The following is a 13,707-nucleotide window of genomic DNA, read 5'->3' as shown; positions in this document are numbered from 1 at the left end:
ACATCTATTGGCAGAATACCTACCAATAGATGTCTAATGATTATTGTCAACAGTTAGTTGATACCTAAGTGCAACACTAGAAGGTAAAAACCTCTCTTTTTTTAATCTATCATTTTACTTTCTTGTTCCGCAATCATTCTTTTAACCATTTCTCCGCCTAACATTCCAGCGGCAGGTAGTTTACCAACAAAATTTGAAGGATGATCTCCCATGTAGGGACTGTTATCTTTATTTGTAAAGTTTGAATCAATTCCTAAGTCGCTAGCAATTTCCATTTTTAATTTTTGCATATTACTTTTTGAATCAGCGCTATAAAGTCTTTTACTTCTCATTGAGGATTCTCCTTTCATATTTTTAATAATAGTTTTTACAAAATATATAGTTATATTCCTAATATAAATTAAGGATATATAAAGTTATTCGAGCTTTATATATCCTTTTATATTTTTACATAATTTGTGGTAAAATAAAGAATAAAGGATATATGTGATAATAAAAAAATTTGGAGGGCAGACTATGGCGGATACTAAGTGGACAAAGGAACAAGAAAGTGCCATATATACCAGAGATTGCAACTTACTTGTGGCAGCAGCTGCTGGTGCAGGAAAGACTGCTGTTTTAGTTCAAAGAATAATAGAAAGAATAATAGATGAAAAAAATCCTACGGATATTGATAAATTATTAGTAGTTACCTTTACAAATGCAGCGGCTTCGGAAATGAAGGAAAGAATAGGGGATGGAATATCAGCGGCATTAGATAAAAATCCTGACTCTAAAATCCTTCAAAGGCAATTAACTCTTCTCAATAGGTCTAATATAACCACCATACATTCCTTTTGTCTAAATGTTATAAGAAGTAATTTTCATTTGATAGATATTGACCCTTCCTTTAGAGTGGGAGACGAAACAGAAACCACCCTTTTAAAAGGAGAAATCCTTGAAGAATTGTTTGATGATATGTACGAAAAATCAGAGGAAGATAAAAAAGATTTTTTGGATTTAGTTCAATCCTATGGAGGAAGAGACGATAAAAAATTACTTAATATAGTGGAAGAACTCTATAAATTTTCTCAGAGTTTACCTTGGCCTGAAAAGTGGTTGTATGAAAATAGTGAAGCTTTTAATGTGGGAGAAGATTTTGATTTTAATAATACACTATGGGCTAAGACTTTAATAAAAGATATTAAGTTAGAAATTTTAGGACTAAAAAATAAAGCTCTTAGAGGAATTGATATAGCTAGTAGTCATGAGGGTATTAGCCAATATATTGAAATTTTCCAAAGTGACTTATCTATGATAGAAGATGCTTTATATAGAGATAATTGGCACGAAATTAAAGATATTTTTCTTTCTATGAATTTTAAGGCTCTGCCAAGAAAAAAAGTACCTGAGGAACTAGCAGAACTAAAGGAGAAAATTCAAAGTATAAGAAAAAACATAAAAGATAGATTAACAAAAACCAGAGATGAGGTCTTTTTAGGTAGCAATAATGTAGGTGAAAATTTAAAAAATCTTTATCCGCGAATAAAATGTCTTACATATTTAGTAAATGAGTTTAGTAGAAGGTATCAGGAAAGAAAGAAAGAAAGAAATATTGTGGACTTCAACGACATAGAGCATTATGCACTAGAAATACTTACGGATTATGATGAAGATGGAAGCCCAAAGCCTTCTTCTGTAGCTATAGAGTATCGAAAGAAATTTGATGAAGTATTAGTGGATGAATATCAGGATAGTAACTTGGTGCAAGAGGTAATCTTAAGGGGAGTAGCAAGGGATACTATTCCTAATATGTTCATGGTTGGAGACGTTAAGCAAAGTATATATAGGTTTAGGCAAGCAAAACCAGAACTTTTTTTAAACAAATACAACACCTATTCCTTAGAAGAGGGAGAAGAAAATAGAAAAATAAAGCTATTTAAAAACTTTAGAAGTAGAGAAGAAGTTATAAATGGAGCAAATTATATATTCACTCAAATAATGTCTGAAAACATTGGAGAACTAGAATATGATGAAAATGAAAAGTTAAATTTAGGAGCAGATTACCCAAAGCCTAAAGAGTCTATTAACTACGCAGGGCCTATAGAGATACATCTTATGGAAAAATCAGGAACTACCTCCGAGGTAGAGGAAGAAAGTGGAATGATCTACGAGGAAGAGGAAGAAATCCCAGATAACATTCAGCTAGAAGCAAAGATTGTAGGTAAAAGAATTAAAGAAATTATGAATGAGGAAAATCCTTACATGGTGTTAGATAAAGGCAGTAAAGAATATAGAAGAGTACAATTTAGGGATATTGTAATTTTAATGAGGGCAACCTACGAAATGGCACCAATATTCATGGAAGAGCTTAATAATATGGATATACCAGTGTTTGCAGATACTTCTTCGGGATATTTTGAAACCACAGAAATAAGAACTATATTATCGTTACTACAAATTATTGATAATCCCAGGCAGGATATTCCACTACTGGCGGTGCTCAGGTCCCCAATTTTCTCCTTTACCCCAGAGGATATAATGGAGATAAGGTTAAGTAATAAGGATGTAAGTATTTATGAAGCTTTAAAAATTACTACAGGAGATGAAGCTTTAAGGCAAAGAATTAATGAATTTTTAAATAAGTTAGAAATATGGAGAGAAAAAGCCCTTCACATGAGCATAGATCAGTTTATTTGGTATCTTTATACGGATACAGGATATTACGGATATGCAGGAGCCATGCCAGGAGGACTGCAAAGGCAGGGAAATTTAAGAGTACTTTTTGAAAGAGCGAGAGCTTATGAAAAAACTAGTTATAGAGGGCTTTTCAACTTTATTTCTTTTATAAATAAACTTAGAAATAGTAGCGGAGATATGGGAAGTGCAAAAATTCTAGGGGAAAATGAAAATGTTGTAAGGATTATGAGTATACATAAAAGTAAGGGACTAGAGTTTCCGGTTGTAATTTTATCAGGTATAGGAAAAAACTTTAATCTTCAGGATATGAGAAAAAATATACTTTTCCATCATACATTAGGCTTTGGGCCGGACTATGTAGACTTAGAAAAAAGAATAACTTACCCAACCATATTAAAGGAAATAATAAAAAGAAAGATAAAATTAGAAACTTTATCAGAGGAAATGAGAGTACTTTACGTTGCCTTTACTCGAGCAAAAGAAAAATTAATAATAACTGGTATGGGTAAGAAGATAGATGACAGCATGGAAAAATGGGAAAGAATTTTAGAAGATGATGAGGAAAAGATGCCGGAATACGCCACTTTTGAGGGGAAAAGTTATATGGATTGGATAATGCCTCCTATACTAAAGGGTGATTCTTCTAACTGGCAGCTAAAGATATGGAAAAGGGAAGAGTTAGTGGAAGGTAAGAGTGAAGAAAAGGAAGATAGAGATATTTTAAAGGAATTAGAGACTTTAAGAGCTCATAAGGATGATATTTATTTACATAAAATAAATGAAAGACTTAACTGGGAATATAAATATGGAGAAGCTGCAAACATACCAGCTAAGTTTTCTATATCAGAGCTTAAAAGAAGATTTTCAGAAGTGGAGGATGAAAATTCAGAAAAAGTAGTGGGGGACCTAATATTAAAAAAACCTTTATTTACTCAAGAATATAAAAAGTTTACCTCCTCTGAAATAGGAACACTGATTCACTTAGTTATGGAGCATATAGACATAAATAAAACTAATACCATAGAAGAAATAAAAGAAGAAATAAAAGCTATGGTAGTAAATGAATTTATTACAGAGGAAGAGCTTAAGGCTATAAATCCTTTTAAAATACTAAAATTTTTTAAAGGGGATTTAGGAGAGCGGATAAAAAAATCTGTAGACGTTAAAAAAGAGACTTCCTTTTATGTTCGAGTAAATAGTAGTGATTTATATAATAATCTTCCAAAGGATATATATGATGAAGAAAAAATAATACTTCAAGGTATAATAGATTTGTATTTTGAGGAAGAGGGAGAAATAGTTTTAGTGGACTACAAAACAGATTATATAGTAGATGAAGAGGAAATAAAGAAAAAGTATAAAATACAGTTAAAATATTATAAAGAAGCTTTGGAGAAAATAACAGGTAAAAAGGTTAAAGAAAGCTATTTATACTTGTTCCATTTAGATAAAGGGGTAATAATATAAAAAACGGAGGATGATTTTATGAATAAAAAAGGAATTAAAATATCTATCATTGGAGCCGGATTTGTAGGCGCAACTACTGCTTATGCAATTATGACAGAAGGATTAGCATCGGAAATTGTTATAGTAGACATAGACAAAGAAAAGGCTAAGGGAGAAGTTATGGACTTAGTTCATGGAGTTTCTTTTGTAAAGCCTGTAGACATTATTGCAGGAGATTACAAAGATACAAAGGATTCCGATATTGTTATAATTACAGCAGGAGCAGGGCCAAAGCCAGGAGAAACTAGATTAGATTTAATCAATAAAAACTATAAAGTTTTTAAATCTATAGTACCTCCTGTGGTTGAAAATAGCCCAAACTCAATAATAGTAGTGGTATCTAACCCAGTGGATATTCTAACCTATGTTACCTATAAACTTTCTGGTTTTCCGCCAGAAAGAGTAATTGGTTCAGGTACAGTTTTAGATACTTCTAGATTTAAATACTTATTAAGTAAGCACTTTCAAGTTGACGCCAGAAATATTCACTCATACATATTAGGAGAACATGGAGACTCGGAAATTGCAGCTTGGAGCTTAACAAATATTGCAGGTATAAACGTAGATGATTACTGCAAAACTATCTGTAATAAATGTGATGGGAATTTTAAAAACAGTATTTATGAAAATGTAAAAAATGCGGCCTATGAGGTTTTAGAGAGAAAGGGGAATACTTCCTTTGCTGTAGCTCTTGCCGTAAGAAGAATCGTAGAGGCAATTATAAGAGATGAGGATTCAATTCTTACAGTATCAACTCTGCTTAAAGGGGAGTTTGGAATTGAGGATATTTACATGGGAATTCCTTGTGTTGTTGGAGAAACTGGAATAAAAAGAACCTTGGAAGTAAAGCTCAATGAAGAGGAACTAAAAGAATTAAGGGAATCTGCAGAAGTTTTAAATAATAGTTTAAAAGAAATTAATTATTAATAGTAGGAGAGATATAATGAACAATGTAGTAGAAAAATTTTTAAAATATGTAAAATATAATACTAAATCTGATGAAAACTCAAATACCTATCCTAGTACTAGTGGTCAATTAGTTTTGGCAAAGGAATTAGAAAAAGAACTTAAAGAAATTGGCCTTAGTAATGTACAGCTAGATGAATATGGCTATGTTTTTGGAGAATTACCTTCAAATATTGAAAAAGAAGTTCCAACGGTAGGATTTATTGCTCACATGGATACTAGTCCGGATTTAAGTGGAGAAAATGTAACTGCTAAAATAGTAGAAAACTATGATGGAGGAGATATTTCATTAAATAAAGATGTTATACTTTCTCCCCAAGACTCTCCGGAGCTTAAAAATTACATTGGGAAAACTTTAATAACCACTGATGGAACCACTCTGCTAGGAGCAGATAATAAAGCAGGAATTGCGGAGATTGTAGCTGCATTAGAACATTTGTGTAAAAATCCTACCATACCACATGGTAAGATACTTGTAGCCTTTACTCCTGATGAAGAAGTGGGAGAGGGAACAAAGTATTTTGACTTAAATAAATTTAAAGCGGATTTTGCTTACACCATAGATGGTGGTCCTTTAGGTGAACTGGAGTATGAAAATTTTAATGCTGCAGGAGCTGAAATTGTGATAAAGGGTAGAAATTTTCATCCTGGAGCTGCTAAGAATAAGATGATAAATTCAATGAAAATTGCCACTGAGCTAATAAATTCCTTACCTAAAGAAGAAGCTCCAGAACATACTGAAGGGTATGAAGGTTTTTATCACTTAACTTCCATGGTGGGAGAAGTTGAAGAAACTAAGCTTAGCTATATAATTAGAGATTTTCATAAGGAAAGTTTTCAGGAGAAGAAAGATAATCTAGAAAATATAGTAAAGAATTTAAATAACAAGTATGGAGAAGGCACCTTAACGTTAGAAATAAAAGATCAATATTATAATATGAGAGAAAAAATTGAACCAGTTAAATACATAGTGGATATTGCTTATAAAGCTATGGAAGAAACTGGAGTGACCCCTCAGGTGCTTCCAATAAGAGGAGGGACAGACGGAGCAAGGCTATCCTTTATGGGACTTCCCACCCCTAATATTTTCACAGGTGGCCATAATTTTCATGGAAGATTTGAGTATATTCCAACCTTTGCTATGGATAAAGCTGTAGAAGTTATTTTAAAAATTGTAGAATTAACAAGTAAAATATAGGAATATTATTTGAAAGACTGCATAACATTATAGTGTATGCAGTCTTTTTGTGTGGAAAAATGCATGAAAAGAAATTATTTGTCAATAATTACTGTAAGGAACAAAGGGGGAATTACTATGTTATATGTAATTTTGGGGACGTTAATAATTTCAATATTTTATTTGTGGAAAAAAATTAAGAAGTTAGAAAGAAGAGATAGAGTTAAAACAGAGTTTTTCATGAATATTACCCATGATATGAGAAACCATTTAAATATAATTCTAAACACTTCAAAACTAATAGGATTAAAGGTGGATAAAAACTTAAACGACAGGATAATTGCCCTTAATCAAAGCTCCTATGGATTATTAAAATTAATAAACAATTTAATTGATATGACAAAGGTGGAAAATGAGTTCTATAGTCTTAATCTAGAAAATCACAATATAGTAGATGCAGTTGAGGAAATAGTACAATCTGTTTCTTGCTTTATTAAAGATAAAGGAATAGATATAATTTTTGATACGGAAATTGAAGAGAAAATTATGGCCTTTGATAAGGAAAAAATAGAGAGAATAATGTTGAACTTACTATCCAATGGAGCTAAATTTACCCCTAGTGGTGGCAGAATTGAAGTTAATATATATGAAAAATCTAGTGAAATTTTAATAAGTGTTAAAGATAATGGTGTGGGAATAGAAAAGGAAAAGCAAAAATATATATTTGAAAGATATAAACAAGTGAAAGAAGGAGAAGTTTATGAATACGGTGGAAGCGGTATAGGCTTATCTTTGGTGAAGTCTTTTGTAGAAATGCACGGGGGAAGAGTTACATTATGTAGCGATTATGGAAGGGGAAGTGAATTTTTAATATCATTACCTTGCAAAATAATTAACAATGAAGAATGCCGTAATATTAATAATTTTAATGTCGAAATGGCAAAAGTAGAGTTTTCAGAGGTTATAAATAAAAGTTAACAAAAACTTAATATAGTAAAAGGTTTACATGATGCAGGCTTAAATAAAAAAGCTTGCATTTATTTTTAGAAATGATATACTATGTAAGTAAAAGAAATTTTAATATAATAAAAGGAGGTAGTTTATATGAGTGATGAAAGAATATTTGTATTGACTGAAGAAGTTATAGAAGAATGTTTAGAAGAAAGCATGGAAAAACCAGAAGAAATACAATACAGATGATTAAATGATGGGAGATGAACAAAGTAGTGGAAACAAATTCATTCTCTAGAGAGAAATAAAATCCTTAGCCTTAAAATGTGCTAAGGATTTTATTTTTTATTTTAAATTAATAATTATCAGTGAAACTATTGTAATAGCTATGGATATTTTTTCTTTGAGCATGAGTTTTTCTTTAAATATAAAAAAGCTTAATATATTTATGATAACTATGGTTCCAGCAGAAAATATTGGGTAAACCACAGAAGTATTTAAAGTATTCAAAGATAAAATCAGAAAGAAGGATGAAAAAAGATTGGGTATACCTACGGCAACTCCCGTAAGCAAATCTTTTTTAGTAATTTTCTTTCCATCTTTAATTGTGTAAATTAAACTAACTATAAAAGCAGTGAAGAAAATGAAAAATAAAAAAATATTTTTATAATCTAAAATAGCATATTTTTGAAATATCTTATTAGAAAAATCCGCCATTCCCCCTAAAAAGAATAATAATAGTAGCGATGGATTTATTTTAGTAGGATTATCTTTATTAAAAGACACATTAACTAATATTATTGAAAATAAGGAGAGTAAAATTCCAAACCACTGCAAGGGGGTAGGAATCTCTTTCCATAGAATTATAGAAAAAATCATAGGAATTAATATTCCCATCTTTCCAAAAGCACCCGAAAGCCCCGCCCCGTTATCTCTAACACTTTTTTGATAATATATAAAAGAAGAGAAGAAAAATAATCCAAAGGTTATTCCAGAAAGTACTGCCCAAACTAAACTAGAAGAGGCAGAGAATATCCCTTCATTATGTAAAACGATTTTATTAAATTCGCTATTAAAAACCTGTATAGAAGGCTTTTCTATTATTGGAAATCCTCCCATTAAAGACATTATTAAACTTAAAATAAAAGCAGTAAAATAATTGCTTGTAGTTAAAGCGTATCTATTTATATTTTTAGATTCGCTATATTTAAATATTAAAGCGATAGATGAACTACATAATATGGCTAACATTAAATAAAACATAAATATCCCCTCCAAAGTAATATTATACCATAATTAAGTATTTAAAAAAGAGGAAACCCATTTATATGGTCTCCTCTAAAAAATAACTTTTTAACATCTACGCCAACAAAAGCAATTAAATATACAGCATAGAATTTGGAATATAAAAAATATAAATATTAACCAAAGAATAAAGTATAGTAAACAACATAGAAACATAAATGAACACCTCCTGGTGAATAAAGGTTTTAAATAGATTAATATATTATATGTTAGTATAGTCAACTTGTTACAGGTGAAAATACAATTGCATTTATTTTTCTAAAGTGATATATTTTTTATAGTTTGTAAAATTATTTAGCAATTTAGGAGAATTGTGGAGATGAATATATATTTAGTAAGGCACGGTGAAACTGATAATAACTACAATAAAACCTATTATGGAAGTTTGGATTGTGAATTAAATGATAAGGGAAAAGCTCAATCTCTTAAAGTAAAGGAAAAACTTCAAAATATTAATTTTCAAAAAGTTTTTTCTAGCAATATGAAAAGAGCAAAGGAAACAGCTCAAATTATATTAGGAGAAAATCATTGCGAGATAATTGAAGAAAAAAGAATTAGTGAAATGAATATGGGCATATTCGAAGGTAAGGGTCATGAAGAATTAAAAGAAAAATATTCTAAAGAATGGGAAATGTGGTGTAATAACTGGAAGGATTATAAAATTCCAGAAGGGGAGAGCTACATAGAGTTTTATAATAGGGTTAAGGAGTTCTTTTTAGAATTATTAAATGGGGAAGAAGATAATATATTAATTATTACTCATGGCGGAGTAATAAAAAGCATTTGTTCTTACATATTAGGAGAAAATTTAGATATATTTTGGAAGATAGCCAGTAGGAATGGAGATATAACTTTAATAAAATATGAATACGAAAATCTTTATTTAGATTCTATAGTGCCAGTTGAAATTTAAGAGGAGTGTATAAGAATGGGTAAAATTATTTTAGTAACAGGTGGAGCAAGAAGTGGAAAAAGTAGTTTTGCAGAAAATTTATTAAAGGATAAGGAAGATGTTTTATACATTGCAACCTCAATATTTTCTGATGAAGAAATGAAAGATAGAGTGAAAAAGCATAGAGAAAGAAGAAATCCAAATTGGGAAACCTATGAAGGTTATATGGATTTACATAAGGCCTTAGAAAAAACTAAAAAGAATTATGTGCTTTTAGATTGTGTTACAATTATGACTACAAATATAATGTTTAGTGGAAATAGAGATTTAGAAGAAATGACTATGGATGAAATAGACCAAATTACAATTAAAATAAAAGATGAATTCACTAAATTTATAAATAAAGGTATAGAATTAGATAAAACTATAGTTATGGTTACTAATGAGGTAGGTTGGGGAGTGGTGCCTCCTACGAAGCTTGGAAGAATTTTTAGAGATGTAGCAGGATTTGTTAATCAATACATTGGAAGCTTAAGCCATGAAGTATATTTAGTATGTTGTGGTCAACCGCTAAAAATTAAATAGGAGTGCTTTAAATGAAAGAGTTTTTTTTAGATTTATTACTTATGATACAGTTTTTAACTAGACTCCCTGTTAAGAGAAGTCTTCCTTGTGATGCTAAAAATTTTAGAGATGGAAGCGCTATGCTTCCTATAGTGGGATTAATAATTGGACTTATACAATGGGTAGTGTACTATTTTTGCATAAAGATATTTCCAATAAATATAACTACTATATTTGTCTTAGTTGTAGGAATATTAACTATGGGATGTTTGCATCAAGATGGTTTTGGGGATATATTTGACGGTTTTTTCTCCTTTAAAGGTGGTAAGGAAAAGATTTTAGAAGTGATGAAGGATAGTAGAATTGGAACTTATGCTGCAGTTGCGCTAATCTTTGATATATTAGTTAAATATGCTGCCCTTTCTTTTATTATAGAAAAAGGTATGCCAAGTGTACTTATAATTACCCCAATTATAAGTAGATTCACCCTAGTTTTATTATTTTTAATAGGAAAGAATGCAAAAGAAAAGGGAACAGGAAATTTATTTATTGGTAACACTACTGTAGGGCATTTCATTGTAAGCTTAAACATAACTATTATTTTTACCTACTTATTGGTTGGAGGAAGATATACTATATATTCTATGGTTCTAGCATTAATAGTTACGCTAGTATTTTTAAAGTTATGTAACAGTAAAATAGGTGGAATAACGGGAGATTGCTTAGGAGCAAATAATGAATTTGTTGAAATTGCTATACTTATTTTATTTACAGCTTTATTAAAATAATGATAAATAATTCGTTGACATAAGGGTTAAGGTTGTAGTAAACTAAAATTAATAAATGAATAATTAAATTCAGGTGCCTATTTAGGTGAAAAGGGAATGCGGTTAAATTCCGCGGCAGCCCCCGCTACTGTAATTGAGGACGAACCTTTTAAGACCACCCAGAAGGGGAAGGAAAAGGGGAGAATGACTCATGAGCCAGGAGACCTGCCTGAGTTTTGAGAGAATAAGCTTTCGGCGGGAAAGAGTCTTTATAAATTGATTCCGGCTTTTGTCGGTTTTTTTTATTTGTTTTCCATCGCAGGCGAGCTCGCCTGTTTTTTTATATATTTTATGCTGTGTTCTTTAATTTATTTTGAACCTCCTAGTTAAAAATAAATACCTTCTATCAAACGGTGAGCACAGCTTTTTTTTAGTAATTTTACATTGTTAATTATATAAAGGAGTTGTTTTACTTGGCAAAGATAATGATTCAGGGGACAGGTTCCTCTGTGGGAAAGAGCATTTTGGTTACTGCATTATGTAGAATATTTAAGCAGGATGGTTATTCTGTTTGTCCATATAAATCACAAAACATGTCCCTTAATTCATATATAACCCATGATGGATTGGAAATGGGAAGAGCTCAAGTGCTTCAAGCTTATGCAGCAGGACTAGAGCCAGAGGCTTATATGAATCCTATATTATTAAAGCCTACTAGCGATAAAAAGTGTCAAATAATCTTCAATGGTAAGGTTTATGGTAATAGTACAGCCATAGGATATCATAATTTAAAATTAAGCTTTGCAGAAGAATTAAAGAAACAGTTTAAAGAAATAGAAAATAAATTTGATATTGTAGTTATTGAAGGAGCTGGAAGTCCAGCGGAAATAAACTTAAGAGATAGAGACATAGTAAATATGGGCCTTGCAGAAATGGTAGATGCGCCAGTGCTTTTAGCGGGAGATATCGATAAAGGGGGAGTATTTGCATCCCTAGCAGGAACGATGCTACTTTTAACAGAAGAAGAAAGAAAAAGAGTAAAAGGAACTATAATTAATAAATTCAGAGGAGATATAGAAATATTAAAACCAGGACTTACAATGCTAGAAGATATTATAAAAATTCCATCTTTAGGTGTAGTTCCTCATTTTAATTTAGATTTAGAAGATGAGGATGGAGCGGTAGAATTTAATAAAAATACAAAGGGAGACATAGATGTAGCTGTAGTAAAACTACCTCATATATCGAACTTTACAGATGTGGATGCTTTAAAATCAGAAGAAGATGTATCCATAAGATATATTACTTCAAAAGATAATTTTGGTAACCCTGATTTGCTAATAATACCAGGAACTAAAAACACCATAGATGACCTATTAGTCCTAAGAGAATCAGGACTAGAAGACTTAATAAAGGCATATTCTAAAGAAGGTTTTGTTATTGGCATATGCGGTGGATATCAGATGCTTGGTAAAGTATTAAAAGATCCTTATGGAGTTGAAACAGAAGAAGAAGAAACTTTAGGTATGGGACTTTTAGATATAAGTACTACCTTTGAAAAAGAAAAGGTAACTACAAGAGTAAAGGCTAAAGGAAGCTATGGAGAAGTATATGGCTATGAAATACATATGGGAATCTCATCTTATGGAGATAAGGCTAAAGCTATGTTTACTATATACGATGAAAATGGCAAGAAGGTAGAAAAGCTTGATGGAGCCATAAATGAAAGAGAAAATATTTTAGGAACATACATACATGGTTTATTTGATGGAGTGGACTTTAGAGAAAAGGTGTTAAATAAAATAAGAGTTTCTAAGGGATTGGAAGAAAAAAAATCACTTCATTATGAAAATTTAAGAGAAAAAAATCTTGATATATTAGCAGACTTAGTAAGAGAAAACATGGATATTAAAGAGATTTATAGAATAATGGGAGTAAAAAGATAGATGATTTCTATTATAGATTTGGCTTTAGCAGTTTTAATTGATTGGATCATAGGGGATCCATACTGGTTTCCTCACCCTGTTATATATATAGGAAAACTAATAAGCTTTTTAGAGAAAATGGGAAGAAAGCTCTTCCCTAATGGAAAAAAACTAAAAGCCTTTGGGGGAATTATTGTAATAATAGTTGCACTGACCTCATTTAGTATTCCTTATGCGCTGCTCTATTTAGTTAAAGATAACCCATGGATTTATCATGGATTAAACACATTTATACTATGGACAACACTTTCAGCAAAATGCTTAAAGAACGAAGCTATAAAGGTGTACCATGCTTTGAAAAATCAAGATTTAGAGGATGCAAGAATAAAGCTATCCTATATAGTTGGTAGAGATACAAAAGCTTTAAAAGAAGATGAAATAATCAGAGCGGATATTGAAACTGTGGCAGAAAATACAGCGGATGGAGTAATTGCACCACTTTTATTTGGTCTCATTGGGGGAGCCCCACTAGCTATGATGTACAAGGGAATAAACACCATGGACTCCATGCTAGGATATATGGACGAAAAGTTTATAAATATTGGATTCTTTCCAGCAAAGGTAGATGATATTTTTAACTTTATACCAGCAAGATTATCAGGGTTTTTAATAGCTTTATCTTCACCTGTGGTTAAAGGAAGCATTAAAGATTCTCTAAAGATAATGATAAGAGATAGAAAAAATCATAAAAGTCCAAACTGTGCTTACCCAGAAGCGGCAGCGGCTGGTGCTATGGGGATACAAATTGGCGGGACAAATACTTACTTTGGTAAGGTAGTATATAAACCAACTATTGGAGATGAGAAAATCCATCTAAATTATTCTCATATATTTGGAAGTATAAAATTAATGTTTACGTCAGAGCTACTATTTATAATAATTTTCGGAGCAATTGTTATAACTTTAAGATAAAGG

General features: G+C 30.9%; 11 protein-coding genes and 1 riboswitch. Of the genes, 9 read left to right on the top strand and 2 right to left on the bottom strand.

Annotated elements, in window-relative coordinates; translation table 11 throughout:
* Window positions 1-101: 101 nt before the first annotated feature.
* The gene (locus tag ABDZ69_RS16545) at window positions 102-332 is read right to left on the bottom strand and encodes an alpha/beta-type small acid-soluble spore protein (protein WP_343771447.1); all 231 of its coding nucleotides are present in this window, start codon (window positions 330-332) and stop codon (window positions 102-104) included.
* Window positions 333-516: 184 nt separating this feature from the next.
* On the opposite strand from ABDZ69_RS16545, the gene addA reads away from it, so the two are divergent.
* The 4 genes from addA to ABDZ69_RS16525 all read left to right on the top strand — a co-directional run bounded on the left by addA (window position 517) and on the right by ABDZ69_RS16525 (window position 7,306).
* Window positions 517-4,146: a helicase-exonuclease AddAB subunit AddA gene (addA, locus tag ABDZ69_RS16540; protein WP_343771445.1), complete on the top strand. Its 3,630-nt coding sequence runs from the start codon at window positions 517-519 to the stop codon at window positions 4,144-4,146.
* Between the two features lie 18 nt (window positions 4,147-4,164).
* The gene (locus tag ABDZ69_RS16535; protein WP_343771443.1) at window positions 4,165-5,112 is read left to right on the top strand and encodes an L-lactate dehydrogenase; all 948 of its coding nucleotides are present in this window, start codon (window positions 4,165-4,167) and stop codon (window positions 5,110-5,112) included.
* Between the two features lie 16 nt (window positions 5,113-5,128).
* A complete protein-coding gene (pepT, locus tag ABDZ69_RS16530) occupies window positions 5,129-6,349 on the top strand; it encodes a peptidase T (RefSeq protein WP_343771441.1) in 1,221 nt (406 codons plus the stop codon).
* Between the two features lie 117 nt (window positions 6,350-6,466).
* Window positions 6,467-7,306, top strand: coding sequence for a sensor histidine kinase (locus tag ABDZ69_RS16525; protein ID WP_343771439.1), 840 nt, complete (start codon window positions 6,467-6,469; stop codon window positions 7,304-7,306).
* A 318-nt stretch (window positions 7,307-7,624) separates the two neighbouring features.
* On the opposite strand, the gene ABDZ69_RS16520 is transcribed toward ABDZ69_RS16525, so the two are convergent.
* Window positions 7,625-8,542 (bottom strand): SMR family transporter, encoded by a 918-nt coding sequence (locus tag ABDZ69_RS16520; protein ID WP_343771437.1) that lies wholly within the window; start codon window positions 8,540-8,542, stop codon window positions 7,625-7,627.
* Window positions 8,543-8,903: 361 nt separating this feature from the next.
* Between ABDZ69_RS16520 and cobC the strand changes: the two genes are divergently transcribed.
* The 5 genes from cobC to cbiB all read left to right on the top strand — a co-directional run bounded on the left by cobC (window position 8,904) and on the right by cbiB (window position 13,704).
* Complete coding sequence (cobC, locus tag ABDZ69_RS16515) at window positions 8,904-9,497, top strand: alpha-ribazole phosphatase (protein ID WP_343771435.1); 594 nt, start codon at window positions 8,904-8,906, stop codon at window positions 9,495-9,497.
* 15 nt (window positions 9,498-9,512) lie between these two features.
* On the top strand, window positions 9,513-10,061 hold the full coding sequence (cobU, locus tag ABDZ69_RS16510) for a bifunctional adenosylcobinamide kinase/adenosylcobinamide-phosphate guanylyltransferase (protein WP_343771433.1): 549 nt from the start codon (window positions 9,513-9,515) through the stop codon (window positions 10,059-10,061).
* Window positions 10,062-10,072: 11 nt separating this feature from the next.
* Window positions 10,073-10,828 (top strand): adenosylcobinamide-GDP ribazoletransferase, encoded by a 756-nt coding sequence (cobS, locus tag ABDZ69_RS16505; RefSeq protein WP_343771431.1) that lies wholly within the window; start codon window positions 10,073-10,075, stop codon window positions 10,826-10,828.
* Window positions 10,829-10,882: 54 nt separating this feature from the next.
* Window positions 10,883-11,054: riboswitch (cobalamin riboswitch) on the top strand.
* A gap of 226 nt (window positions 11,055-11,280) precedes the next feature.
* Complete coding sequence (locus ABDZ69_RS16500) at window positions 11,281-12,753, top strand: cobyric acid synthase (RefSeq protein WP_343771429.1); 1,473 nt, start codon at window positions 11,281-11,283, stop codon at window positions 12,751-12,753.
* Between the two features lie 9 nt (window positions 12,754-12,762).
* The gene (gene cbiB / locus ABDZ69_RS16495; protein WP_343771549.1) at window positions 12,763-13,704 is read left to right on the top strand and encodes an adenosylcobinamide-phosphate synthase CbiB; all 942 of its coding nucleotides are present in this window, start codon (window positions 12,763-12,765) and stop codon (window positions 13,702-13,704) included.
* Window positions 13,705-13,707 lie beyond the last annotated feature (3 nt).

Origin of the sequence: Clostridium malenominatum (genome assembly GCF_039521365.1) — a bacterium.
In the GTDB taxonomy this organism is placed as follows: Bacteria; Bacillota; Clostridia; order Clostridiales; family Clostridiaceae; genus Clostridium_AW; species Clostridium_AW malenominatum.
The sequence above is the reverse complement of the archived record's forward strand: the minus strand, read 5'-3'. Positions and strand labels throughout refer to the sequence as shown.